This window comes from Paracoccus benzoatiresistens, assembly GCF_026913015.1.
Taxonomy (GTDB): Bacteria; Pseudomonadota; Alphaproteobacteria; order Rhodobacterales; family Rhodobacteraceae; genus Paracoccus; species Paracoccus benzoatiresistens.
On sequence record NZ_JAPTYD010000048.1, the window covers coordinates 1 to 24,934 of the forward strand.

The window sequence follows — 24,934 nt, forward strand, 5'->3', positions numbered from 1 at the left end:
CATCTGCTCCACCCGACGCAGGCCGACATTCTCAGACTCTCTGCGCCGCGCGTCAGTGCCGCATTGATCGTCGTCAAGGGCGACAACGTTGCGCAGCCATGTCGCCCTCGGCCATGAGCCGCTTGAACACGCCGATGTTCATGGGGATGGCCATGAGTTGAGCGAAGTGCGGGAAGCGGAGCTTGGGCTCCTCATGCTGATACGGATGCTGATGGAGGCATCCTACTTCCCGTCTCCGCATTCGAAAGCCTGCCGCAGAACAGCCATGGTCGATAACAGCATGAAGGGCCGAATGCTTCCTGTCGCCGAAGACCAATGCCAAGCGGCGACCCACCCTCTGCGGCAGCTGGCACGGGCTGGTGCCACCGTGGTCGGGCTAGCTTTCTCGATGAAACGGGCGATGGAGGGGTGGTTCCTGAAGCCGTGAAATTCAGGAAACCACCGCCGCCCAGTCGACGGCTTCTAGGGAAGTTCGGTCTCGTCCTCTCCGGAAACCAGGTCGCGCAGGGCCGTCACAAGCGTTTCGCGGCATGCCGCATCATCCTGGCCCGCCTGCGCGCGCGCCTCGTCCAGCGACGCCCGCAGCCTTTGCACGCGGTCGCCGGCCTCGGGCGGGGGCGCATGGCCCGGTGCCTGCGCGGGTTGCGGGTCCTCCGCGGCCTCGTCTGTCGTCGCGTCGTCGCCCGGTGCCTCGGTATCGGTCATGGCCCGGGCTTCCCGGGCGCCCGCCACGCCCTGCCCGCCCGAGGACGAGGCAATGGACTCCCTGGATGCCTGGTCCAGCACCTCGTCCATCAGATCCAGATGCGCCGTGCAGTCCGCTGCGGCGGATGGCCCCGCCAGGGCCAGGAAGGCTGCGGCAGTCAGGGCGGAACTTGAAAGCTTCATGGGGTTCTCCTAGCTGCGCAGCTGGTCGCCGACCGGCAGGTGGCGGATCCGCTGGCCCGTGGCGGCAAAGATGGCGTTGATGATGGCGGGGGTGACGGGCGGCAGGCCCGGTTCGCCCACGCCGCCAAGCGGCTGGCCGGGATCGTCGCCGCCGACCAGATGGACGTGGATCTCGCGCGGGGCGTTGTCCATGCGGGGCACCAGATAGGCGTCGAAATTGTCCTGCTGCGCCCGCCCCTCGGCAAAGGTGATCTGGGACATCAGCGCCTGCCCGGTGCCCATCACCACCGCGCCTTCCATCTGCGAGCGGATCCGGTCGGGGTTCACGCGCGGCCCGCAGTCGATGGCGATGTGGACAACGGGAACGCGCACCTCGCCCCCTTCGCCGACCTGGACCTCGGCCACCACGGCGACATGGCTGACGAAGCTGTAATGCGCCGCAAGGCCCAGGCCGCTGCGGGCGGGCATCTCGCGGCCCCAGCCTGCGGCCTCGGTCACGGTTTCGATCACCCGGCGCAGGCGGCCGGTATCCACGGGATAGCGTGCCGGATCCTCGCCATAGTTCCAGACGTCGCCCAGTTCGGTCGGGTCGATCTTGCGGGCGGGGCCGATCACCTCCAGCAGGTAATCGCGGTGATCCCGACCGGCCTCGTGCGCGAGTTCCGCGATGAAGGACTGGATCGCGAAGGCATGGGGGATGTTCGAGACCGAGCGATACCAGCCGATGCGGGTATGGGCCTGCGCCTTCGGGTTCTCGGCCCTGACGTTGGTAATATCCAGCGGCATGTTCGTCAGCCCCATGCCCAGCTCGAAGGGCAGCTTCTGCATGGGATCGGGCGCGAAGATCGACCCGATGGTGGGCGCCGCCGTCCGGTGGAGCCATGCGACCGGGCGACCGCTGCCGTCCAGCCCCGCCTCCAGCCGCTCGACCGAGACGGTGTGATAAAAGCTGTGATGCAGGTCGTCCTCTCGCGTCCAGGTGACCTTGACGGGCCTGCCGTCCATTTCCCGGCTGAGAAGCGCGGCCTCGATCACGAAGTCGGGCTTGGACTTGCGGCCGAAGCCGCCGCCCAGAAGCGTCACGTTGACCGTGACGTCCTTTGGGTCGAGCCCCAGCTTTTCCGCCACACGCGCGCGCGTCACCTGCGGCGCCTGCACGCAGGCCCAGACCTCGCATTTGCCGTCGCGGATCGCCGCCAGCGCCGACGGAGGCTCCATCGGCGCCTGCGCCAGATGCGGGATATAGTATTCGGCCTCGACCCTGCGCGCCGCCTTCGGCAGGGCAGCCAGGGCATCGCCCTGGTTGCGGATGACGGCGCCGTCGCTGCTACGCGCCGCCTGCTCCAACTCGCCGCGGAACGCCTCGCTGTCATAGCTGGCGTGGGGGCCGTTCTCCCACTCGACCGTCAGCGCCTCGCGCCCACGGATGGCGGCCCAGGTGTTGGTGGCGATCACGGCCACACCGCCAAGGGGCTGGAACTCGGACGGCTGGGGCGGGGGGTCGATCACCACGACGCGCTCGACGCCCGGGACCTCCAGGGCGGCGGTCGCATCATGGCTGGCCACGCGGCCGCCATAGACCGGCGGTCGGGCGATGACGGCGAACAACATGCCGTCGGCCTTTGCATCGATGCCATAGACGGTGCCGCCCGTGGTGATGGCCGGATTGTCGATCAGGCCGATGTCCTCGCGCCCGATATAGCGGAACTTGTCTGGCGATTTCAGGGTCAGGCTCTCACGCGCGGGGATCTGGCCTTCGGCCGCGCGGGTCGCCATGTCGCCATAGCCCGCCTGCCGCCCGGATGCGGCATGGGCAAGGACGTGGTTCTCGGCCGTGACCTCCTCGACCGGCACGCCCCATTCGGCGGCGGCCGCCTCTCGCAGCATCTGCCGTGCGGCGGCGCCGGCGCGGCGCATCGGGTCGGCGAAATGGCGCAGGCTGCGCGAGCCGTCGGTATCCTGGTTGCCATAGGTCGGCTCGTCGCCGGGCGCTTGCGCGACGCGCACCCGGTTCCAGTCCGCGTCCAGTTCGTCCGCCACGACCATCGCGATCGAGGTGCGGACCCCCTGCCCCATTTCCGATCGGTGAACCGTTACCGTGACGGTTCCGTCCGGGTCGATGGCAACAAAAAGACGCGGGTCGTCCTGCCAGCCATGCGGCATGGCATCGGCCCCGAACTTCAGCGGCTCATCCTGAGCGGCAGCCGGCAGGCCAAGCGACAGCACCAGGGCGCCTGCGCCCATCCCCAGCAGGACGGCACGGCGGCTGACATTTTCCAACATGGCCATCAGCCTGCCTCCTGTCCTGCGGCCCGCTTGATCGCGGCCCGGATGCGGGGATAGGTGCCGCAGCGGCAGATGTTCTGGGTCATCACCCCGTCGATGTCATCATCCGTGGGGTTCGGCGTCTCGGCCAGCAGCGCGGCCGCCTGCATCATCTGCCCGGACTGGCAATAGCCGCATTGCGCGACATTCAGTTCTCGCCAGGCGACCTGGACCGGGTGGTTGCCGTCGGGGGACAGGCCCTCGATGGTGACGACCTCGGCCCCTTCGGCGACGTTCATCGGGGTGACGCAGGAAAAGCTGGCCACGCCGTCGATATGGACTAGGCAGGCGCCGCAATAGCCCGCGCCGCAGGCGAACTTGGTTCCCGTCAGTCCCAACTCATCGCGCAGATACCACAGCAGCGGCATGTTGGGGTCCCCCCCGAAACTGCGCGCCTGCCCATTTACGGTCAGATCCATGATGTCCCCCTCTGGCTGGTGCAGCCCGGCAGGCCGCGTCTCGCATTTGGTCGCCTCCCTCGCCTGCACGGAACAGATGGCGGAAGGCACAACTTTCTCGAACGCGGGAAGGGCCAGAGTGTTCCAGCAGTTGAGTGCGGAATGATCATGAAAAGCTTGTGGTCGGGCGGATATGCCCTGGTGGAGGATTGGTGAAAGTGCCCGGCGTTCGCGTTTACTCGGCACCGGCCGCGCATGTTCCCGGGAACAGAACGCCCGCCGAACCGTTCCCTTGGGACAGAAGGAGGACTCTCATGGCGCAGCGACTTCCCCCCATCCCGCCCGCGAACCGCAGCAACAAGGGCCCGGGCGAGCCTTCCGAAAGCACCGCCCAGACGGACACCGGTGCCCCCGATCCTCGCCAGAGAAACCTGGCCGAGCAGGGCCGGCAGGGCAACATCAAGCAGAACACGACCAACCAGGGTCACCAGCAGGACAGGTAGAACGATGTCCACGTCAAAGAAGACAGAGGCCGCCAACCGCCATCACGGCGGTCCCGGCAGCAGCCACCAGCGCAGCGATCTTCCCGACCCGACCGAGGGGCGCGGTCCTGCGCCCGGCCAGCCGACAAACGGCCGGGACTCCGACGTATCCGGCGGCGGCGGCGTCCGCGACAGCCATCACACGCATGATCCCAAGACCAAGGGCGGCAACTGAGTCCTTGCACCGCAAGGGCGATTGCCTCTGCCCCGCGCCGGAAACTTGGGCGCAGGAACCGTCACGAGGCCCCCGGCCAGGCTCCGCGCCGCGCCGGGGGCCTTTCTGATCCCTCGTGGTCGCTGGCCGTCAGCAGCATCACCCGCGCCTTCGCGGATTTCTCACACCACCGCCATGATCCTGGCAGGACCGCCGGTGCCGCCGCGATGCTTTGGCGCGCCGATGAAGATGGTGGCGCCGGCTGGCGGTACCCGGTCGAGATTGGCCAGCCCCTCGATCCCGAACCGCCCCGATGGCAGCCACGAATAATGGACGGCAAAGTCCGCCGAGTTTCCCGGATCAAGCGACAGGGTGTCCACGCCGATCGACGCCGCCCCCGTATCGGCCAAAAGATCGGTCGCCGCCTTCGAAAAGCCGGGGAAAGCCAGGGTACCGTCCGGCAGGTTCCGCCACGACGGGTCGCCCATCTTCGCGGTCCAGCCAGAGTTCATGGCCACGCAGGCGCCTGCCGGGATCGCGCCATGGGCGGAAATCCAGGCCTCGATATCCGCGGGCTCCACCATGGCATTCGGATCCTCGGCGGCCCTGGCCGATATGTCCAGGACGCAAAGGGGGGCGATCAGGTTCTCGACCGGCAGGGCATCGACCGACATCGCGCCCTCCGCGAAGTGCAGCGGCGCATCGATGTGGGTGCCGGTATGCTCGAAGATCGACAGCTTGAAGAGGTGATAGCCGTCCGGTTCGTAGTTCTTGTCGGCCTCGTAAAGAATACCGGGCTTGCCGTCGAAGGTCGGGAAGTCGCTGTCATAGGCATGCGTCAGGTCCACGATCCCTCCTGTCGCCTGCGCCAGGGCGGGCCGCGCGCTCGACATTCCGGCCGCGACGCTTGCCGCGACTGTGGCCGCTGCCCCTGAAAACAGTCCGCGGCGCGACAGCATGTGGCGCTTCACGTCGTCGATCAGACATGCCGTGCACATGGGGCGTTCCTCCTTCGGTCCGCTTGATGAAAGGTCCGGCAGCCCGGCCCTGTCAAGTCATGCGAGCGCCGCATGGCAGCCTTCGTGCCCTATCCATTGTCCCGCGCGGCATCGGGGCCATCTTTGGTTCATCCGAAGCGCAAGGCCAATCCGGGCCTGCGCAGATATCAGAAGACGCCGAAAGGAATACACGATGGTTGCCATCGCCCAAACCCGCAACGCGGCCGCCTCGCTTGGCTTCGCCAGCCGTTTGTCGGCCGCGATCCAGCGAATGCAGGAAAACCGCGCCCGCCGCGTGATCTACCGCCAGACGCTGCGGGAACTGAACGCCCTGACCAACCGCGAGTTGGCGGATCTTGGCATCGGCCGCTCGATGATTACCCGCCTGGCCCAGGAAGCGGCCTGGGGCGCGGAATAAGGACAGACCTTCCCGCCCCCCTCCGTGGGGCGGAAACGACGGCATCTCTCAGCGGCGCGCCTGCCTTGGAGGGATGGCCATGCGCAATCTGGTGCTGCTGGATCTGTTCCGTGCCGATGACTGCGCCGAGCGCGACGCGCTGGCAAAAGCGGTCGCGGAGTTTGCCGCGCTTCTGGCGGGCACCAGCATCGCCGCCCTGTCCGCAGCCGCCGCGAATGCCGAGGAAGGCAGGCTGCGCATCGCCGAACAGTTCGGCGTGGCTTATCTGCTTCTGAACGTCGCCAAGGAACAACAGCTGATCGAGAAGCACGGCAAGGAAGCGGGCATCGACATCGACGTGGAATTCCTGCAGCAGTCAGGCGGAACGGCCGTGAATGACGCGCTGCTGTCGGGCAGCATCGACGTGGCGGGCGCCGACGTCGGGCCGATGTTCACGATCTGGGACCGCACCAAGGGCGGGCAGAACGTCAAGGCCGTGGCATCCCTGGGCAATTTCCCGAACTATCTCGTGTCGAACCGGCCCGAAGTGAAGACCATCGCCGACCTGACCGACCAGCACCGCATCGCCTTGCCCGCCGTTGGGGTCTCGGTCCAGACGCGCATCCTGCAGATGGCCGTGGCGAAGGAATGGGGCGATGCGGAGTTCGCGAAGCTTGACAAAATCTCGGTGGCCCTTCCCCAACCCGCGGCGGCGGCGATCATCTCGGACGGGACCGAGATCACGGCGCATTTCGGCAACCCGCCCTGCCAGGAACAGCAACTTGCGGCAAATCCCGATGCGCATGTGATCCTGAATTCCTATGACGTGCTGGGCGGGCCCTCGTCCTCGACCCTGCTTTATGCGACCGAGGACTTCCACAAGGACAGCCCCAAGACCTATGGGGCGCTGCTGGGCGTCCTGCAGGAAGCGGCGGAATTCGTGACCGCCCATCCCGAGGAGGCCGCAGACATCCATCTGAAGGTCAGCGGCGCCAAGACCGACCGCGATCTGCCGATCGACGTGATTAACAGCGACGAGGTGACCTTCACTATCCAGCCACAGAACACGCCGGGGTTGGGCCAGTTCCTCCATCGCATGAGCGCCATCCGCACCGAACCCGCGGCGGTGTCGGATTACTTCTTCGAAGATGCCCGCATTGGGGCCGAAAGCTGAGGACTGCCCGATACTGATGTCCAGCCTGGATGCGCCGCTGCCCGATCCCCTTTTGCAGATCCGCGGCGTGACGCTTGAATATGCCAAGGGGGAACGGGTGATCCGGGCCACGCACCGGATCGACCTCGACGTCCACGGGGCCGGCCGCTTCGTCCTGCTCGGTCCATCCGGCTGCGGCGAGTCCACGCTGCTGAAGGCCATGCGGGCTTCATCCGTCCGACCGAGGGCAGATCCGGCTGGACAACCGCCCTGTCGTTGGCCCCGGTGCAGACCGGATCGTGCTGTTACAGGAATTCGACCAGCTTCCGCCCTGGAAGACGGTCTTTGGGAATATGATGTTCCCGCTGCTTACCGCCCGCCACCTGCCCAAGGCCGAGGCGCGCGAGCGCGCCCTTGACGCGATCGCCAAGGTCGGCCTCTCCGGGTTCCGGGACAGCTATCTCCACCAGCTGTCTGGCGGCATGAAGCAACGCGTGGCGATTGCCCGCGCGCTTGCGTCCCGGTCGTGTCCGGGCCGAGATCAATTGCCACGACTGGGATCTGCACAGCCTGGGCCGCACGGATCCCGACCCCGCCCATCCGCCCCGAATACAAACGCGACCTGCCCCCTTTGTCGAGGCGCCGGTCGAGCGCGACGTTCCCCTGGCGACGCGGCTGTGGTCGCAGGACTGGCTGCGCCGCCTGGTCATCATCGCCGCCATCGCCCTGCTGTGGGAGCTTGCCGCCCGCTGGCAGGGCAACCCGCTGCTGCTTGCGACCTTTGCCGACCCCGCGCGCGTCTTCGTGGACGGGCTTTGCCATGGCATCCTGCTGGAACGGGCGGGAATTTCGCTGGTCGTGCTGCTGCAGGGCTATCTGGCGGGGATCGTCCTGGCCTTCGGGCTGACGACACTGGCGGTATCGACCCGGCTGGGGCGCGACCTGTTGTCCACATTGACGGCGAAGTTCAACCCGCTGCCGGCCATCGCGCTGCTGCCGCTGGCGCTGATGTGGTTCGGACTGGAGCAGGCCAGCCTGATCTTCGTGCTGATCCACTTGGTCCTGTGGTCCCTGGCGCTGAACATCTTCTCGGGCTTCCAGGCGGTGCCGGAAACGCTGCGCATGGCCGGGCGCAACTATGGCCTGACGGGCTGGCGCCTGGTGCTGCAGATCCTGGCGCACGCCGCGCTGCCCTCGGTCGTGTCGGGACTGAAGATCGGCTGGGCCTTTGCCTGGCGCATGCTGATCGCGGCGGAACTGGTCTTCGGCGCCTCCTGCAATCCTGGACCAGCTGTCCGGAGCGCGGGTGCGGATCAACATCGTCTCGGGCAAGGATGATACCGAGGCATATAGCGACGGCGGCGAGACGCATCGCTACGGCCGCACGCGCGAATTCTTGCACCTGGTGCGCCGGCTGTGGACCGAACGGGCGGTGACCCACCGGAGCGAACATTACAACGTCGCCAATTCGGCCGCCGAACCGGGCCTCACGCCGCAGGGCGACCGGCTGCACCCGCCCCTCTATTTCGGCGGTGCCTCCGCTGCTGCCGAACGGGTTGCCGCGGGCGAGGCTGACTTGCAACTGTTCTGGGGCGAGCCGCGCGACGGCGTCGCCGAACGCATCGCCCGGCTCAAGGCGCTGTCGCGCGATCTGGATCGCAACCGCCCGCCCCTGCAGTTCGGTTTGCGCCTCACCACCTTCATCCGCAACACCCGAGAGCAGGCTTGGCGCGACGCTGAGGCCAAGGTGACTGCCTTGGCGCGGATCTAGGGCGCTGGCTGGCACGACCACCGGCGCGTCGTGGCCGAGGGCCAGCAGCGCCTGTTCAATCTGCAAGCGCAGGGCGAGGCGCCGGACGAGAATCTCTACACCACGCCGGGCAAGTTCGGCGCGGGCGGTGCGGCTACGACGTGGCTGGTCGTAACGGCCGAGGAGGTTGCCTCGTCCCTGCGCAGATACGCGGAACTGGGCATCACCAGGTTCATCCTGTCGGACACCCCCTACCAGCAGGAAATCGAAAGGCAGGGCCGGACCCTGCTGCCGCTTCCGCGCGAGGAGGTTGTTCCCGCCTAGCGCCACAAAGGCATTGCGCTTGAAGGATGCAGGCATCGCCTTCGGTCTGCGACCGTTGACGGCCATTCGCACCTTGCCGCCGGAAGCGGAAAGATATACATTGCATCACGTATATCCAATGCAGGAGGCAACCATGCAGGTCGCAAGATGGGGGAACTCCCTGGCCGTTCGCTTGCCTGCGGATCTGGTTCGGGCGCTTGATCTGCGGGAAGGCGACCGTGTCGACCTTCACGCCGACGGAAAAGGACTGGCGGTCGCGCGTCAGCCCCGGCCGGATGAAATCCTGGCAGGATTGCGGCGGTTTCGCGGCCGTCTGGCAGCAGCAGACAGGCTGGACCGCGATGAGGCCAACCGGCGCTGATGCCAGGCGGCTTCTTCGATACGAACGTCATCCTCTATTTGCTGGACGATGGCCCCAAGGCGCATCAGGCCGAGGCGCTGATCGCCCAGGGCGGCACGATCAGCGTCCAGGTCCTGAACGAGTCACTGGTGAACTGCCTGCGCAAGGCGCGCATGACCCTTGCGCAGGCGTCGGATTTCCTGCACGGCATCCGGCAACTGTGCCAGGTCGAGGACCTGAGTCCGCGCACCCATGACGTGGGACTTGCCTTGGGCGCGCGCTATGGCTTTTCGGTCTATGATTCAATGATCGTTGCCGCCGCCCTGATCGCCGGGTGCGATACCTTGTGGTCGGAGGACATGCAGGACGGCATGCTGGTCGAAGACCAGCTGCGGATTCGCAATCCGTTTGCCTGAGGACAGGCACTCCGGTCCTCTGGCCTGATACCCGGAACACGCCGCACAGGCCTTGCATTCCGCCGTCACAGCATGGCCTGGGATTGCATCGGTTGCGGCCAGGCCTGGGGCAGGCAGGTCGCAGATCCACCCAGATGCTGGCCGGTCACGCGGTTTCGGCCGAGGTGCTTGCTGCGATACAGCATCCTGTCGGCGGCCAGGATCCACTCCTCGGCCGGCAGCCGCGACGCGCAGTTCCCGCTGGCCACCCCCAGGCTGGCGGTCACGACGGCACCCGCGGCCGAGGAGGCGTGCGGGATCGCAAGAGCCTCGATCCCGGCGCGGATCGTTTCACCCAGGTGCATCGCGCCGCCATGGCCCACGCCCGGCAGGATGCAGGCGAATTCCTCGCCGCCATAGCGCGCGCAAAGGTCCCCCGCCCGTTGCACGGCGCCTTCCAGCGCCCGCCCGACCATTTTCAGGCAGCGGTCGCCTGCGGGATGGCCATGGCTATCGTTGAAGGTCTTGAAGCAGTCGATATCCAGCATGATGACCGACAGCTTTCCGTCGGTCCGCGCCAGCCGGTCCAGTTCCGCCTGCAACCGGCTTTCCAGTCCCCGGCGATTGGCCAGCCCGGTCAGGGGGTCGGTCATCGCCAGCGATGCCAGCTGGTCACGTTGCTGCTTCAGCCGGATGTGATTGCCGATCCGCTGGCGCAGAACGACCGGCTGGAACGGCTTGGTGACGTAGTCGACGGCACCAAGCGACAGGCCCCGGACCTCGCTTTCCGAGGCATCGAGCGCCGTGGTGAAGATCACCGGCAGATCCGAAAGGCCGGGGCTTTCCTTCAGCAGGAGGCAGGTCTGATAGCCGTCAAGACCCGGCATGACGATGTCCAGCAGGATCAGGTCGGGCCGGACGTGGCCCGCGACCTCCAGCGCCTGTGCGCCCGACAGGGCAAAGCAGACCTCGTAATCCTTGTCGAGGATGGCCCCGAGGATTTCGATATTGCTGATTTCGTCATCGACGACAAGGATCGTGGGTTTCCCGGTCATGCTGTTCCCTTGTCGCCGGACGGATCCAGCAGCCGTGCGGCCAGGGCATAGTCCAGGTTCTGCAGGGCGCGCCGGACAGGATGGTCGTGGCGCTGCGCGGCATCCAGATGCAGCGCATCGGCCAGGTCCTCGAAGCAGGATCGGGCGGACAGGCTGCGGCGGCGGATCTGGTCGCGCAGCCTGTCCTGCAAGCTGTCGATCCGCGCCGGATCCGCGCCTGTTGTCGCGGCGGCGGGTGCCGGGCGGTCGGCGTGAGGCGCCGAAAGCGTCCGCGCCGCTGCAACGGCCGGGCCGATAGCCTCGGCCAACCGGTCCAGAAGCCCCGGCAGGTCCGAGAGTTGGCGCCTATCCAGCAGCGCCTCGATCCGCGCCGCCAAGGCCGGGACAATCGCCAGTTCCAGCGATGCCGAGACGCCCTTCAGGCTGTGCGCCAGACGGTGCGCCTCGTCCAGCCGGTTCGCGGCAATCAACCCGGCAAGATCCCCGGCGACGGTGGCGTGGGTATCGGCGAAGGACAGGATCAGGCGGCGCAGCAGTCCGGCCTTGCCGTTCACCCGCCGCAGGGCCGCCGGAATGTCGAAGGGGTCCAGCCGATCGGGCAGGTCCCCAACCCCCAGGTGCTTCAGCGCGGACCCGGGCACGGGCTCGGCGACCGGCCGAAGATGGCTGGCCAGCACGGCGACTAGTAGGGCCGGATCCACGGGCTTGGCGACATGAGCGACCATCCCTGCCTCCAGGCTGCGGCGCCGTTCCTCCTCATAGACGTGCGAGGTCATGGCGATGATGGGCAGATCCGCTGCGGAATGCTGGCCCCGTATGTGCCGGGCGGCAGTGATCCCGTCCATTTCGGGCATCTGAATGTCCATCAGGATTGCCGCATAGACGTTGGCTGGGTCACCGACCATGCGACAGGCGACCAGGCCGTTCTCGGCGCAATCGACCAGCAGCCCGGCATCGGACAGCAGCGCAACGCCGATCTCGCGATTGATCTCGTTATCCTCGACCAGCAGGACGCGCTGCCCTTGCAGCGCCGGCGGCAACTCCAAGGCAGCCACAGGGGCTGCGGATGCCGCGTGGCCGCGCCCGTCGGCCAGTTGCGGCAGCTGGTTCAAGGCATCAAGCAGGCGGGGGGCGTCGATGGGCTTGGCCAGCACGGGTCCGATCGGTTCACACCCGGCCTGCTGCACCAGATCGTCGACGCCATAGCCGGTCGTGACCAGCGTGGCGGGCGGCCGGCGCAACCCTGTGTCCGCTCGCAGCGCCTGCAGCACCTGAAGCCCGTCCATGTCGGGCATCTTCCAGTCCAGGATGAGCAGGTTGTAAGGCCGGTCCCGGCGATCCGCATCCCTCAGCATCTCGACCGCCTTCTGTCCCGAGGGCGCCAGGTCAGCCTCCATCTGCCAGCCCGCAAGAATCTCGGCAATGATCTGCCGGGCGATCGGGTTGTCGTCGGCCACCAGGACGCGCAGCCCGCGCAGGCCGGGGCCGGGAAGGGCCGGGCCCGCAAGGCTGGCATCGCCCAGCAGCAGGGGCACACGGAAGGTGAAGGTGCTGCCCTCTCCGGGACGGCTTGCGGCATGGATGCTGCCGCCCATCTGCTCGATGATCTGCTTGCAGATGGTCAGGCCCAGGCCGGTCCCCCCGAAGCGGCGGGTGGTCGAGCTGTCGGCCTGGGTAAAGGGCGTGAACAGCCGCGCCTGCTGGGGCGGCGTCATGCCGATCCCGGTGTCGCGCACGCGGCATTCGATCACGGCCTGCCCATCCTGGCGGCCGGCTTCCCGGGCCGACAGGGTGACCGTGCCGCGGTCGCTGAACTTGATCGCATTGCCCAGAAGGTTCAGCAGCACCTGGTTCAGCCGCAAGTCGTCGCCCAGAAGGACGGGCGGCAGGTCCGGTGCAAGGTCCAACCGCAGCTCCAGACCCTTGGCGCGAGCCGTTTCGGACACCATCTGGACCTGGCACATGATCGCCTGCCGCAGATCGAAGGGGCGGGATTCCAGCGTCAACTGGCCCGCCTCGTTCTTGGAAAAATCAAGAAGGTCGTTGATCAGGCGCAGAAGCGTCTTTCCGCTGGTGCCGATCTTGGCAACCTGGTCCGCTTGGCGCGGCTGCAGGGCGGTGCGCTGCAGAAGATGGCAAAAACCAAGGATCGCGTTGATCGGGGTGCGGATTTCGTGGCTGATATTGGCCAGGAACATGCTCTTGGCACGGGTCGCATCCTCGGCCTCGCGGGTGCGTTCCTCCAGCGCAAGGCTCTTCTGCAGGATCTCGTCCCGCATCCGGGCAATCCGCGCGAAGGCCTGCAGCACCTTGTCGCTGACCCAGACCAGAACCAGGGTCTGGAAGGCCACGATCGCGCCATGCAGGCCGACACGCGCGACATTGCCTTCGTTGACGAAGACAGCCGCGGGCAGGAAAGAGGACAGCATCAGGTGGTGAACCGTGGTCGCCACCGCCGCCAGCAGCAGCGGGGCACGGTCGAACCAGCCGATGTTCAGGGCAAGCATCACGAAGAAATACATGTGCATGTCCATCTGCCAGGGGTGTCCCTCGAACACCAGAAGCAGCAGGGCAGGTTCGCCGATCAGGACAACGGCCGCGACATTGCGCGTGATCGGGGCAATGCCGTGGCGCGCCCAGGCCAGATGACAGATCGCCGCCAGAAGCGCGCCGCAGAACAGGCCCGCCCCGACCGGAACCGTTCCGGCAGCAAGGCTGGCGACCCCGATCAGCGGCACATGCGCCCAGAGGAGAATGACCAGGAATCGCCCAAAGCGCGCCCGTAGCAGGTCAAGTTCGCCGTTCATCGCGCTTCTCCGGCTGTCGCGCAGCCCAGTCCGCCCGGCACCGGCAGCACCAGCCACGCCCCCTGCGACCGAAGCGCATCAACAAATCCCGCATCGTCCGAGACGGCCAGCACGGTCGGCACAAGCCGGCCAACCGCGATGACCCCGCCCCCCGCGTCATGGACCATGCGGACAGCCGAAGCCCGACCGCTTGCCCCGCCGACCACCAGATAGCGGCCGTTTGCGTCAGTGGTCATGAACCGGCCAGCCGCGAGGGCCGCCAATCCCAGAACGCAGATCAGCAAGGCCGGCAGCATGGACCGAAGCGAGCTTTCCGCTCCGGGCAAGGGCCGACGGGCCCGCCCGGGATCTGTCACACCGCTGGTCAAAATGCTTCGCCCTTGCCTGATGCCGCTGATTCCGAGCAGCATATCCGGGCCATGCGCCGGCGTCCGCTGATCGATAGAATTCGAAAATCTTGGATTTTACGCGATCTGCGGGAGCCGGTGCTCCACCTGAAACCTGACCGACATTTGGGTTTCCGGCCAACCTTTGACATGCAATGCCAGGTATACCCCTCCAGCGGATTGCGCTTCTTTGCCACTGCTTGCCCGCCCGCAGTGGCGCCAAGCGCCTGTGCTCTTCCGTTGACACGAAAAACAACTATGGGCTACTTAAATCGTCTTATAGACAAGCTTTGATTGCACCAACCTGTGCTGACTTTGACTTCCGGCGCTTCAATCAAGGGGCGGTGCGCCTTCGGGATCAAGTTCCACCATGTCATCTCCTGACCACATCATTCCAGCGACCGACTTGCAGTCGACGATCGTCATCAACGGTGAGATCTACGTTCCCACCTTCGCGGACGAGTTCGATACGGAGGAGGCTTCCTTCTGGCGCGGATACGGCAGCGGGGGCACATGGGCCACGTCCTTTTCACCGCATCTCGAGGATACGCGCACCATCAGCAGGAACGGCGAGCTGCAGTATTATGCCGATCCGGACATGACGCATCTTCCTGCCGCATTCACTTGGGGCGGCGGTTCATTGTCCATCGCCGCCAGTCCCCTGGGTGTCGAACAGCGCGCGCATGCGGGCGGATCAGGGTACAGTTCCGGCTTGCTGACAACCGAGATGAGCTTCTCGGTTGCGACGGGCTATATCGAGATCAGGGCCGATGTGCCGGATGAAGTCGGCTTGTGGAGCGCCTTCTGGCTGTTGCCGGTGGATGACGATTGGTCAGCCGAAATCGACGTGTTCGAGTTCCCCGGAGAAAACACCAGCATCCTCCATACGAACATCTGGTCCGATGGGCAGCCCGACAGCCTGTCCATAGCCGTCGAGGACGCGGGGGACGGCTTCCATACCTACGGCCTGCTGTGGACGGCGGACTCGATCGCCTGGTATTACGACGGTGCGCTGGTTCGGGAAGAACACGTGGCCCTGACCGAGGAGATGTACCTGATCCTCAACCTGGCCGTAGGGGGATGGGCGGGCGATCCCGATGCGACCACGGACTTCAGCGACAGGCTGACGGTGGACTACATCAGGGTCTATGAAAGGGAAGCAAGCACCACCCGCAATCCGAGCCTGAGCGAGCAGCCATCCTCACCAGACCTTGGAGAGATCGGAAGCGACGCCGGTGATCTGATGGACGGATCACGATGGGCGGACCTGATCGCCGCCGGAGACGGAAATGACACCATCTATGGCGATGCCGGGGATGATCGCCTTTTCGGCGAGGCGGGAGATGACCAGGTCTTCGGCCATGCCGGAATGGATCACCTGTCCGGAGAGGGCGGAAAGGACAAGCTGATCGGCGGTGTCGACAGCGATGTTCTTGTTGGCGGCGGAGCGACCGACCATCTTTGGGGCGGAAACTACAGGAAGGATGGCAGCTCTGACCTGTTTGTCTTCGGACGGGGGTGCGGGGTCGACTACATCCATGACTTCGAGCCCGGCCTTGACAGGATCGACATCGCCAGTCTGCCGCTCACCCCTGAAAATCTGCTTGCGGGCATGAAGGATGAAGGCTGGGCGGTGAGGGTGAACCTTGGACCGGGGCCCGATCTCACACCTGACGCCATCTATCTGGTGGGGCTTTCCAGTCAGGACATCTCGCGGCATGACTTCGAACTGGTGCCCCTGGTATGACCATCGCCTGCTGTCGAGCATGTAGCTCTGGAAACTGAACGCAGGGCGGCGTAGCTATCTGAAATCAGCCTTCGGAAAAACCGGCGCGGTTCAAAGAATGGGCACAGATAAGGCGGAGAAGCTGAAAAGCCTCGAAACGCGCGAGCTGTCGGTTCTTTCCGAGAACGGGTGCCTGTTCCTGTCCGGCGAACTGACTGTCTGGACGCTGATGAGGTTTCCTCCTGCACCGAAGGCCGTGCGGATTGATCTTGCAGGCGTGACAAGGATGGACACCGCCGGCGCATGGGAGCTGGTGCAGCGACGCGCCGCGGGCAGCCTGCTGACCGGCTTGGGCAGCCAGCACGCCCACCTGCTGCAAACCGTCAGCGACGCCCTGCCGGTCGCGACGCCGGAGCGGAAACGCAGCGCGCGGCTGCGGCTTCTGCTGGATGCGACCGGGCGCGCCGTTGTGGGCGCGCTGGTGTATCTCGGCCAGCTCGCAGAGTATCTGGGACGCACGCTGTCCGCCCTTGGGCGGGCCCTGCGCCATCCGACACGGTTTCCCCTCACCTCGCTTGCCCACCACTGCCAGGAAACCGGGCTGCGAGCCGTCCCCATCGTCGCGGTGATGTCATTCCTGATCGGGGTGGTCCTGGGCTTTCAGGGCGCGGATCAGTTGCGCCCGTTCGGGGCCGAAATCTTTGTCGTCGATCTGATCGCCATCTCGATCCTGCGGGAACTGGGCATCCTGCTGACCGCGATCATCGTGGCAGGGCGGACGGCCTCGGCGCTCACGGCCTCGCTGGGCTCGATGAAGATGCGGCAGGAAATCGACGCCATGCGAACCCTGGCCCTGGATCCCGACCTGGTCCTGATCCTGCCGCGTGTGTTGGCGCTGGTGCTGATGCTGCCGATCCTGGGACTGGTTTCCGCCCTGTCAGGGCTTCTGGGCGGGGCCATGATGTCCTGGATCGAACTGGGACAATCACCCGCGGTCTTCCTGGCGCGGCTGGCCGATGTGGATGTCAGCCATGCGATCGTGGGCGTGATCAAGGCGCCGGTCTTTGCCCTGATCATCGGGGTGATCGGTTGCCAGGCCGGGATGAGCGTCGGCAACGATGCCGAGTCGCTGGGCCGGATGACCTCTGCCGCGGTGGTCAGCGCCATCTTCGCCGTCATCATCGCGGATGCGGCCTTTTCGGTGTTCTTCGCAAAGGTGGGACTGTGACCCGCGAGGCAGTCGTCTGCGTCCGCAATCTGCGCACGCAGTTCGGCCCGCATCTGGTGCACGAAGGTCTGGATCTGGACCTGTTCCGGGGCGAGATTCTGGGCGTCGTCGGAGCCTCGGGAAGCGGCAAGTCGGTGCTGCTGCGGGCGATCGTGGGACTGGAGGTTTCGCAAGCCGGCACCATCGAGGTGCTTGGAAAAACGCTTGCCGCGCTGCCCGGGTCCGAGCGTCGGGCGGTTGAGCAGCGTTGGGGCGTCATGTTTCAGGACGGGGCGCTGTTCTCCTCGTTGACGGTGCGGGAAAATGTCGAGGTTCCGCTGCGCGCCGTTCCGGGTTTGACCGATGCGCAGCGGCGTGGGCTTGCGGAATTGAAGGTCTCCATGGCGGGGCTGCCGTGGAAAGCCAATAACAACTACCCGTCGGAACTGTCGGGAGGAATGCGCAAGCGGGCTGGTCTGGCACGCGCGCTTGCCCTGGACCCGGAAATCCTTTTCCTGGACGAGCCGACCGCCGGATTGGACCCGATCGGCGCCGCTGCCTTCGACCGTCTGATCTTGACGCTGCGCGATGCGCTGAACCTGTCGGTGTTTCTTGTCACCCACGACCTGGACACGCTGCATGCATGCTGCGACCGGGTGGCCGTTCTGGCCGAACACAAGGTCCTGACCACCGGGACAATGGCTGATATGCTGAAGGTCGACCACCCTTGGGTGCACGAGTATTTTCATGGGGCACGGGCGCGCGCGGCATCCGGCGGCAACCCGGATCGGGACTGATGCATGGAAACAAAGGCCAACTATACCCTGATCGGCGCCTTCACCGTTTTCGGGTTTCTTGGCATCCTGGTTTTCCTGCTGTGGTTTGCGCAGGTGGAGCTGAACCGCAAGTTTGCCTACTATGATGTTTATTTCGCTGACGTTTCGGGCCTTGTCCTTTCGTCAGACGTTCTCTTTGCCGGCCTGCCGGTCGGGCGGGTGGCCGAGATGGAACTTGCGCCGGACAATCCCATGCCGGTCCGCGTGAGGCTGGAGGTGAGGGAGGACACCCCCATCCGCAGCGACAGCGTGGCCGAACTTGAAGTGCAGGGCGTGACGGGAGTGGTCCTGGTGGCGGTGTCGGCCGGGTCCCGCGATGCCGCCCTTCTGGCCCGGCCGGGTTCGTCCGAGGTGCCGGTGATCGCCTCCGGCAGGTCGGCGCTTCAGACCCTCAGCGACGAAGGGCCGCAGATCATCGACCGCCTCAGCCTGCTGGCCGAGGAACTGTCCGAGCTTCTGGGCAAGGAAAATCAGGCCCGCGTTTCCGCCATTCTGGCCAATGTCGAACGTTCCAGCGGCCACCTGGATCAGGCGCTGGACGACGTGGCCGCGGCGGCCGAAACGTTCGGATCCCTGGGCGGGCAGGTGGACGGGCTTGGCCAGGATGCAACCGCGGCCTTCCAGCGCCTGAGCGATGCCGCGTCGCGGGCGGAAACCCTGTTCGGGACGGCGACATCGACCCTGCAGCGGATAGACGGACTTGTCGCGGACGACCTGTCGCCCGCGGTCCGGCAGGTGGAACGCAGCGCCAGCAGCCTGGCTGCGCTTTCCGACCGGGGCAAGGCTACGTTGGACAATCTCGATCTTGCACTCGCCTCCGGCACCCGGGCCTTCGATGCGGCCGAAACCGTCATCGGCAGCGACATTGCCGGAGCCGCCGGCGACCTGCGCGCGACCCTGACGGCGGTCAACGATGCCCTGGCAAGCCTGCCGGACGACCTGCCGCAGATCAGCGCCAACCTGCGCGAGGCGTCCGGGAATGCCGCCTCGGCCTTCCGGTCGCTGGATGATGTCCTGGACGGCGTTAATGCGCCCGTGCGGTCCTTCGCACGGGACACCCTGCCCCAGGTTTCGCGCCTGGCCCAGGACATGCGCGCCCTTGTCGGCAACGCGAACCAGCTGATCTCGGCCTTGCGCCGCAACCCTGCCCAGCTTCTGTCCGAACCCCGTGTCCCCGAGTTCCGCCGATGAGGTTTCCGATGCGCCTGTCCACGACCGTTCTTGCCTTCGGCCTTTGCATCCTGTCGGGATGCGGCACCCTGTCCGCCATGACGGGAGGGCCGGAACGCGACGTGTTCGAACTGCGCCCGCCTGCCCCCGCGACAGGCTGCGGACGCGCCAGCATCGGCGAACTCATCATCGAGCCGCCCAAGGCGCGCAGCACCCTGGACAGCGACCGGATCATGATCCGCCCCTCGGCCCTGCAGACGCAATACCTGCCCGATGCGCAATGGGGCGAGGCGGTGCCCGAGATGCTGCAGCGGCTTCTGGTGCAAAGCTTGGGCGCGACAGGCAGCTTCGGCTATGTCGGCCGGGCGCCCCTGGGCATCTCGGGGGATTATGCCCTCATCAGCGAGATCGAGGATTTCAACGCCGAACTGACCGCCGAGGGTGTCGTCGTCCGCCTGACCGTCAACGCGCAGATGGTGAGCGAACTTGAGGCGGACATCGTGTCGCGCGGCCGCTTTGCCGCCGCCGTTCCGGCCGCCGGCACACGCACGGCCGACCTGATCCCGGCCTTCGACGCGGCTGCGCGCCAGTTGGTCACGCAGATGACCGAATGGGGGCTGCGCGCATCTGGCGTCAATCCGAGGCAGTGCCAATAAGGGCTGGTTCTATCAAGGACGGATTATCTTTCCGCTTTGATCGGTAGCGCATCTTGGCGCTTTAGGATCCCCTGCATCTGATCTGGATGGTCAACGACCAAGGGCTTTTCCACGTGAAGCTTCCGGCTTGGCGCAGGCGGGCAGGCTTCAGCCAAGGCTGACCCCGAACAGCCCCCCCACCAAGGCGGTGGCGCCCATGGCTAGCGCGCCCCAGAACCCGACTCTCAGCGCGCCGCGCAGGATGCCCGCACCCCCTGCCGATGCCCCAAGGCCGCCCAAGGCCGCCAGCGACAGCAGGGTCGCCACAGCCACCCAGACAGGGATCCGCGCGGGTGGGGCAAGCATGGCCACCAGCAGGGGCACCAGCGCACCCATGGCAAAGGTCAGGGCCGAAACCGCGGCGGCCTGGACCGGATAGGTGGTGCCGGTCTCGGAAATGCCCAGTTCATCGCGGGCATGGCTGCCAAGCGCATCCCGGTCGGTCAATTGCACCGCGACCGTCCGGGCAAGATCCCGGTCGAGGCCGCGCTTTTCATAGATCCCCGTCAGTTCATCAAGCTCGGCTTCCGGCGTTTCGGCAAGCTCCTTCCGCTCGCGCGCAAGGTCGGCCTTTTCCGCATCGGCCTGCGAACTGACCGAGACATATTCTCCCGCCGCCATCGACATGGCGCCAGCCACAAGGCCGGCCAGGCCGGCAATCAGCACCTCTCTCGGGCCGGTTCCCGCAGCGGCGACGCCAACGATGAGGCTTGATGTCGAGACGATGCCGTCATTCGCGCCCAGGACGGCCGCGCGAAGCCAGCCGATGCGGTGAACGGTGTGGATTTCGGAATGGGGCAACCGGCTCATGAGGGTGCTTTCTTCAGGGGTGGTTGCACGGGCGTGCTGCCTTGCGGCGCGATACGAAGCGCCCTGAGCGCGTTGAGGATGACAGCCACGTCGATCGCCTCCTGGATCAGCGCACCCTGGACGGGGGTCAGATAGCCCAGGGCAGCAGCGATCATGCCCAAGACGGAGAGGCCGATTCCCGCGACAACGCTTTCGACCGCGATCCCGCGCGAACGCCGCGCGACTTCTATCCCCACGGTGACACGATCGACACGGTCGACAAGCAGCACGACATCCGCCGCCTCGGCCGAAGCGGCTGCGCCTCGCGCGCCCATGGCAATGCCGACATCCGCAGCCGCCAGGGCAGGCGCGTCGTTCACCCCGTCGCCCACCATCATCACCGGCCCGTTCTTGCGCTCTGTCAGGACCAGCAGCACCTTCTTGTCCGGCGTCAGTCCTGCGCGGATACCGTCGAGCCCGAGGCCCGCACTTATACGCTCGGCAACCTCAACCCGGTCGCCGGTGGCAAGCAGTATTCGCGCGATCCCCTGGCGGCGAAGACCCGCAAGCATCGCGCCGGCCTCGTCCCGCAGCGGATCGGACATCACCAGATACCCGGCCATGCGACCGTCCACTGCAAGGGCGACCAGCACTGCGCCTGCGGGAACGCCTGAGCAAGCGTTCGGCACCTGGCCGGCACGCTGCGCGACAAACCCGTGGTTGCCGACAATGACCTGACGGCCCTCAATGACGCCGACTACCCCCTCGCCAGGAACTTCATTGACGCCGTGAGGGACAGGCAGCGACAGACCCCGGTCTCTGGCGGCTGCCACGACGGCTTGCGCCACCGGATGCTTGGACACCTGGTCCAGCGCGGCAGCAAAGCGCAGGATATCATCCGCGGCCATGCCGTCCTCGCTCTCGATCGAGACGATCCGTGGCCGCCCATCGGTCAGTGTCCCGGTCTTGTCGAGGATCAGGGTGTGGATGCGGGCCATCGACTCCAGCGGCTTTGCGCCCTTCACGAGCACTCCGAAATGCGCGGCCCGAGAGAGGCCCGCGACCAGGGCGACGGGCACGGCAAGGATCAGCGGACAAGGTGTGGCCACGACAAGCACGGCCACGGCGCGGACAGGATCGCCGGTGAACCACCAGGCGGCAAGGGCAAGGGCGACCGTGACCGCCAGAAAGCCCAGGGACCAGCGGTCCGCCAGCCGGGCCATGGGTGCCTTGGACCGCTGCGCTTCCTCGACTAGGCGGACGATCCCGGCATAGGTGCTGTCCCTGGCTTCGCGCGTCGCCTCCAGATCGAAGGCGTCCCCCGCATTGGTCGAGCCGCTCATGGCCTCGGCTCCCTGCGCCAGACGTATCGGCAGCGACTCGCCGGTCATGGCCGAGGTGTCGAGAAAGGCCGTGCCCGATGCGATGCGTCCATCCACCGGCACGACATCGCCCTGCCGGATCAAGAGCAGGTCCCCGGCGGCGACATCGCCCAGAGGCACCTCCTCCAGACGACCATCGTGGTGGCGGGTCGCAGTCCGGGGCACGCGGGACAGAAGATCGCGCATCTCGCGGCGCGCGCGGCCCTCTGCGAAACTTTCAAGAAAGGTGCCGCCGGAATACATGAGGGCGACGATGGCGGCCGCCAGCGCTTCGCCAAGAACAAGCGCCGCCGACATAGACAGGGCGGCAATGATGTCCAGCCCGACCTCGCCTCGCCCGAGGCTGCGCGAAATCTCTGTCGCAAGCGCCCCCAGAACGGGCACGACGCCCATCATCCAGACGGCTCGCGCCAGATCCGGCCGCCCGGAGACGTGAAAAAGAAGCCCTGCCGCAAGGCCCGCCAGCGAAATAGCCAGAAGAAGCGTCTTGAGGCGGCTTGCACGAATGTAACTCAAGAACTATCCCTTCGGTGAACGCCCGTGCGATCGGCTAGGGCTTCCAGACCCGATTGCCATGGACCGGGACCGGCGTCCCGCAAGAACAAGGACATAAGGTTTCCGGCCTGCCGCGAAGCCCCTTGCCGGCTTTGTCAGACCTTGATCCCCGATGTTGAAGCCGTCGCGCGGGGAACGAAATACGAAATACCGGCTGTCGCATCGTCGTGACTTGTGTGCGGAAAGGGGCGTATTTCCTGCGGGACGGTATATCATGCGGCGATTCGCGGATTGTTTGAGACACGCACAAGCTGATAGCATCGCCTTGATCGCCTGAAATGATCTGCATCAATGACGGGACCCGTTCCGCTATCGATTGCTCCGATATGGCAGGACGATCGCGGGGCAGCACTGTCGTGAATAGTCGGCCTGTGATCCTCCAGGCTCATCGTGGGGAAATTCCTGTCAGAAAGAGTGTCAGCCCATGGCTCACGAGTTCCTCAGGCAGGCGCCTGACCGGCCTGAATCCTTGGTCACGTACCTGCCGCAGACCATTCCGGCTGCCGCTTTTGCGCCCGCAGGATCACCCCATGCCCCCACCGAAAGCGCGCATCGGCATGCTGCCTTGGACCGGGGCGCGATGGCCAGCCTTGCGCGCCTTACCGGAGGGATCTCGCCGCATGCCGTCCTGGACGCCTGGTCCGACTGGACCATGCACCTGGCGCGCGCGCCCGGCAGGCAACTGGAGCTTGCCGAGCGGGCGCAGGCCAACTGGCTGAAGCTCGCGCAGTTCGCCCTGTCCGGCCTGTCCGGGACCTTCGGCGAGAAGCCCTTCCCGCCGGGGCCCCACGACACGCGCTGGTCGCACGAGGGGTGGGACAAGACGCCCTTCACGCTCTGGCAGCAGGGGTTCCTGGGCCTGCAGGACTGGTGGCAGGCGGCGACCGGGGATCTGCGGGGCCTTCGCAAGCAGAATGCAGAGCGCACCGGCTGCATGATGAGACAGTTGCTCGATACCGTCTCGCCCGCGAACTTCCCGCTTGCCAATCCCGAAATCCTGGAAAGGTCGCTTTCCACCGGCGGGCGGAACCTGGTGGAGGGAGCCGCCCATTTTCTCGACGATGCCTGCCACATCGTGGCGCAGGAACATCGCCCGGTGCCAGAGGATTTCGCCCTGGGCAAGGTGCTGGCCTGCACCCCCGGAGCCGTGGTCTTCCGCAATGATCTGATGGAGCTGATCCAGTATGCCCCTGCGACAAGAACGGTTCGGCCCGAGCCTGTGCTGATCGTTCCCGCCTGGATCATGAAATACTATATCCTCGACCTTTCGGCCCAGAATTCGTTCATCCGGTGGCTCGTGGCGCAAGGCTACACCGTTTTCTGCATTTCGTGGCGCAATCCTTCCGCGGATCATGCGGACCTGTCGCTTGAAGACTATCGCACGAAGGGGATCATGCGCGCGGTCGAGGCGATCAATGCGATCGTCCCCGGGCAGAGGGTTCATGCCAACGGCTATTGTCTTGGCGGAACGCTTCTTGCCATTGCCGCCGCGGCCATGGCGCGCGACGGCGATGACCGGCTTGCCTCGATAACGCTGATGGCGGCGCAGGTGGACTTTGCCGAAGCGGGCGAGCTGCTTCTCTTTCTGGACGAAAGTCAGGTGGCCTTCCTCGAGGACATGATGTGGGCGCAAGGATACCTGGACCGGCCGCAGATGTCGGGCGCCTTTGCGCTGATCCGGTCCGAGGACCTGATCTGGTCGCGTTCCGTGCGCCGTTACTTCCTTGGCGAGCAGGACATGCCGACGGACATCAGCGTCTGGCTCCGCGACACGACCCGGATGCCGGCGCGCATGCATTCGGAATACCTGCGCGGCGTGTTCCTGGAAAACCGCATCACGGCAGGAAGATTTGCCGTGGAAGGCCGGGTCATCGCGCTGAAGGACATCTCGGTCCCCATGTTTGTCATCGGCACCGAATCCGATCACATTGCGCCGTGGCGCTCGGTCTACAAGACCTTGCTGTTCACGGATTGCGACCTGCATTTCCTGCTGACCAAGGGCGGGCACAACACGGGTATCCTGTCCGAACCCGGCCATCCCCGGCGGCATTACCGCCTTGGACATCGGCCCGCGGGCGCGCTGTATTGCGATCCCGACAGTTGGCTTGCAGCCCAGGAGCCCGCGGAAGGGTCGTGGTGGCCGGAATGGGCCCGCTGGCTTGACGGGCATAGCGGCGCGCCGATGCCCGCCCGCCTTCTGGGCGCGGCTCAGCGCGGGTATCCACCCTTGGAGCCTGCGCCGGGAAGCTACATCCACCAGGCGTGACCGCGGGGGCGAGGCCAGGGGCTGTCTCGACGGGAAAACCGCGCCCAGGGGACCTTCCGAAAGCTCATGCCAGAGCAAGCCACCGCCTGATCCATCAGCGCCAGACAGAATACCATCCATCCACAGAGCCGGAGCCCTCCAGACCAAAGCCAGGCCGCCTGTTCCAGATCATTCGGCGACGGACAAACGCGAGCCGCGTGTGGACGAAGCACAAATCATTCCAGAAAAATTTTCTATGAGGCATACTGCGGGCAGAAACTTTCTGCTCTTTGCGATCATGGAGCGCTGCAACACGTCTTAAAGGCTTTTGACTAGAAGTGCTTGGCAAGAAGGAAGCAGCAGATGAGCGAGGTCTACGCTTCCGGGGGGAATGGCGATAGCCAGGGAAAGCGGTTG

The 24,934-nt window shown here is 65.9% G+C and carries 25 protein-coding genes and 1 pseudogene; 17 read left to right on the plus strand and 9 right to left on the minus strand.

The annotated features are described in order from the left end of the window. Window positions 1-88: 88 nt before the first annotated feature. On the plus strand, window positions 89-427 hold the full coding sequence (locus OU682_RS19170; protein WP_268943814.1) for a hypothetical protein: 339 nt from the start codon (window positions 89-91) through the stop codon (window positions 425-427). 35 nt (window positions 428-462) lie between these two features. Here OU682_RS19170 and OU682_RS19175 read toward each other — a convergent pair whose 3' ends face one another. The 3 genes from OU682_RS19175 to OU682_RS19185 are packed head-to-tail and all read right to left on the minus strand — an operon-like array spanning window position 463 to window position 3,632. Continuing rightward, window positions 463-888 carry a hypothetical protein gene (locus OU682_RS19175; RefSeq protein WP_268943816.1) on the minus strand — a complete coding sequence of 142 codons (426 nt, stop codon included), beginning with the start codon at window positions 886-888 and terminating at the stop codon, window positions 463-465. Between the two features lie 9 nt (window positions 889-897). Further along, complete coding sequence (locus OU682_RS19180; protein ID WP_268943817.1) at window positions 898-3,177, minus strand: xanthine dehydrogenase family protein molybdopterin-binding subunit; 2,280 nt, start codon at window positions 3,175-3,177, stop codon at window positions 898-900. Beyond that, window positions 3,177-3,632, minus strand: a complete 456-nt coding sequence (locus OU682_RS19185) for a (2Fe-2S)-binding protein (RefSeq protein ID WP_329609834.1) — start codon at window positions 3,630-3,632, stop codon at window positions 3,177-3,179. The genes OU682_RS19180 and OU682_RS19185 overlap by 1 nt, the downstream gene beginning before the upstream one ends. Window positions 3,633-3,925: 293 nt before the next feature. Between OU682_RS19185 and OU682_RS19190 the strand changes: the two genes are divergently transcribed. Further along, a complete protein-coding gene (locus OU682_RS19190) occupies window positions 3,926-4,114 on the plus strand; it encodes a hypothetical protein (protein WP_268943818.1) in 189 nt (62 codons plus the stop codon). Between the two features lie 4 nt (window positions 4,115-4,118). Continuing rightward, on the plus strand, window positions 4,119-4,328 hold the full coding sequence (locus OU682_RS19195) for a hypothetical protein (RefSeq protein ID WP_268943819.1): 210 nt from the start codon (window positions 4,119-4,121) through the stop codon (window positions 4,326-4,328). A gap of 161 nt (window positions 4,329-4,489) precedes the next feature. Here the strand turns inward: OU682_RS19195 and OU682_RS19200 are convergent, their stop codons facing one another. Next, complete coding sequence (locus tag OU682_RS19200; protein WP_268943820.1) at window positions 4,490-5,305, minus strand: cyclase family protein; 816 nt, start codon at window positions 5,303-5,305, stop codon at window positions 4,490-4,492. Window positions 5,306-5,498: 193 nt separating this feature from the next. Here OU682_RS19200 and OU682_RS19205 point away from each other — a divergent pair, with 193 nt between their 5' ends. From OU682_RS19205 to OU682_RS19235, 8 genes and pseudogenes are all read left to right on the plus strand, one after another. Further along, window positions 5,499-5,723, plus strand: a complete 225-nt coding sequence (locus OU682_RS19205; RefSeq protein WP_268943821.1) for a DUF1127 domain-containing protein — start codon at window positions 5,499-5,501, stop codon at window positions 5,721-5,723. A 79-nt stretch (window positions 5,724-5,802) separates the two neighbouring features. Continuing rightward, on the plus strand, window positions 5,803-6,876 hold the full coding sequence (locus OU682_RS19210) for an ABC transporter substrate-binding protein (RefSeq protein WP_268943822.1): 1,074 nt from the start codon (window positions 5,803-5,805) through the stop codon (window positions 6,874-6,876). A 236-nt stretch (window positions 6,877-7,112) separates the two neighbouring features. Then, window positions 7,113-7,319 (plus strand): annotated as a pseudogene (locus tag OU682_RS24325) (ABC transporter ATP-binding protein); the annotation flags it as partial. Window positions 7,320-7,356: 37 nt separating this feature from the next. Continuing rightward, window positions 7,357-8,193 (plus strand): ABC transporter permease, encoded by an 837-nt coding sequence (locus tag OU682_RS19215; RefSeq protein ID WP_268943823.1) that lies wholly within the window; start codon window positions 7,357-7,359, stop codon window positions 8,191-8,193. After that, window positions 8,162-8,626, plus strand: coding sequence for an LLM class flavin-dependent oxidoreductase (locus OU682_RS19220; protein ID WP_268943824.1), 465 nt, complete (start codon window positions 8,162-8,164; stop codon window positions 8,624-8,626). Before OU682_RS19215 ends, OU682_RS19220 begins: the two co-directional genes overlap by 32 nt. A gap of 30 nt (window positions 8,627-8,656) precedes the next feature. Continuing rightward, on the plus strand, window positions 8,657-8,929 hold the full coding sequence (locus OU682_RS19225; protein ID WP_268943825.1) for a hypothetical protein: 273 nt from the start codon (window positions 8,657-8,659) through the stop codon (window positions 8,927-8,929). 133 nt (window positions 8,930-9,062) lie between these two features. Next, the gene (locus tag OU682_RS19230) at window positions 9,063-9,290 is read left to right on the plus strand and encodes an AbrB/MazE/SpoVT family DNA-binding domain-containing protein (RefSeq protein ID WP_268943826.1); all 228 of its coding nucleotides are present in this window, start codon (window positions 9,063-9,065) and stop codon (window positions 9,288-9,290) included. Continuing rightward, on the plus strand, window positions 9,290-9,685 hold the full coding sequence (locus OU682_RS19235; RefSeq protein ID WP_268943827.1) for a PIN domain-containing protein: 396 nt from the start codon (window positions 9,290-9,292) through the stop codon (window positions 9,683-9,685). Before OU682_RS19230 ends, OU682_RS19235 begins: the two co-directional genes overlap by 1 nt. Before the next feature lie 65 nt (window positions 9,686-9,750). On the opposite strand, the gene OU682_RS19240 is transcribed toward OU682_RS19235, so the two are convergent. From OU682_RS19240 to OU682_RS19250, 3 genes are read right to left on the minus strand one after another with little or no spacing between them, the layout of a single operon-like run. Beyond that, entirely contained in the window at window positions 9,751-10,719 is a 969-nt protein-coding gene (locus OU682_RS19240) for a GGDEF domain-containing response regulator (protein WP_268943828.1), read from the minus strand. Next, window positions 10,716-13,526, minus strand: coding sequence for a hybrid sensor histidine kinase/response regulator (locus OU682_RS19245; protein ID WP_268943829.1), 2,811 nt, complete (start codon window positions 13,524-13,526; stop codon window positions 10,716-10,718). Before OU682_RS19245 ends, OU682_RS19240 begins: the two co-directional genes overlap by 4 nt. Beyond that, complete coding sequence (locus tag OU682_RS19250; RefSeq protein ID WP_268943831.1) at window positions 13,523-13,762, minus strand: hypothetical protein; 240 nt, start codon at window positions 13,760-13,762, stop codon at window positions 13,523-13,525. Before OU682_RS19250 ends, OU682_RS19245 begins: the two co-directional genes overlap by 4 nt. A 556-nt stretch (window positions 13,763-14,318) precedes the next feature. On the opposite strand from OU682_RS19250, the gene OU682_RS19255 reads away from it, so the two are divergent. The 5 genes from OU682_RS19255 (at window position 14,319) to OU682_RS19275 (ending at window position 19,507) form a co-directional block, all read left to right on the plus strand. After that, on the plus strand, window positions 14,319-15,659 hold the full coding sequence (locus OU682_RS19255) for a family 16 glycosylhydrolase (RefSeq protein WP_268943832.1): 1,341 nt from the start codon (window positions 14,319-14,321) through the stop codon (window positions 15,657-15,659). Window positions 15,660-15,756: 97 nt separating this feature from the next. After that, entirely contained in the window at window positions 15,757-16,866 is a 1,110-nt protein-coding gene (locus OU682_RS19260; protein ID WP_268943833.1) for an ABC transporter permease, read from the plus strand. Continuing rightward, on the plus strand, window positions 16,863-17,642 hold the full coding sequence (locus tag OU682_RS19265; RefSeq protein ID WP_268943834.1) for an ABC transporter ATP-binding protein: 780 nt from the start codon (window positions 16,863-16,865) through the stop codon (window positions 17,640-17,642). The genes OU682_RS19260 and OU682_RS19265 overlap by 4 nt, the downstream gene beginning before the upstream one ends. A gap of 3 nt (window positions 17,643-17,645) precedes the next feature. Next, a complete protein-coding gene (locus OU682_RS19270; RefSeq protein WP_268943835.1) occupies window positions 17,646-18,872 on the plus strand; it encodes an MlaD family protein in 1,227 nt (408 codons plus the stop codon). Between the two features lie 8 nt (window positions 18,873-18,880). Beyond that, window positions 18,881-19,507, plus strand: a complete 627-nt coding sequence (locus OU682_RS19275) for an ABC-type transport auxiliary lipoprotein family protein (RefSeq protein ID WP_268943836.1) — start codon at window positions 18,881-18,883, stop codon at window positions 19,505-19,507. Window positions 19,508-19,654: 147 nt separating this feature from the next. Here OU682_RS19275 and OU682_RS19280 read toward each other — a convergent pair whose 3' ends face one another. Together OU682_RS19280 and OU682_RS19285 are read right to left on the minus strand one after the other, a co-directional pair. Next, complete coding sequence (locus OU682_RS19280; RefSeq protein ID WP_268943837.1) at window positions 19,655-20,356, minus strand: VIT1/CCC1 transporter family protein; 702 nt, start codon at window positions 20,354-20,356, stop codon at window positions 19,655-19,657. Beyond that, a complete protein-coding gene (locus OU682_RS19285; RefSeq protein WP_268943838.1) occupies window positions 20,353-22,233 on the minus strand; it encodes a heavy metal translocating P-type ATPase in 1,881 nt (626 codons plus the stop codon). Before OU682_RS19285 ends, OU682_RS19280 begins: the two co-directional genes overlap by 4 nt. Before the next feature lie 463 nt (window positions 22,234-22,696). Here OU682_RS19285 and OU682_RS19290 point away from each other — a divergent pair, with 463 nt between their 5' ends. Then, window positions 22,697-24,538 carry a PHA/PHB synthase family protein gene (locus tag OU682_RS19290; RefSeq protein ID WP_268943839.1) on the plus strand — a complete coding sequence of 614 codons (1,842 nt, stop codon included), beginning with the start codon at window positions 22,697-22,699 and terminating at the stop codon, window positions 24,536-24,538. Window positions 24,539-24,934: the final 396 nt, after the last annotated feature.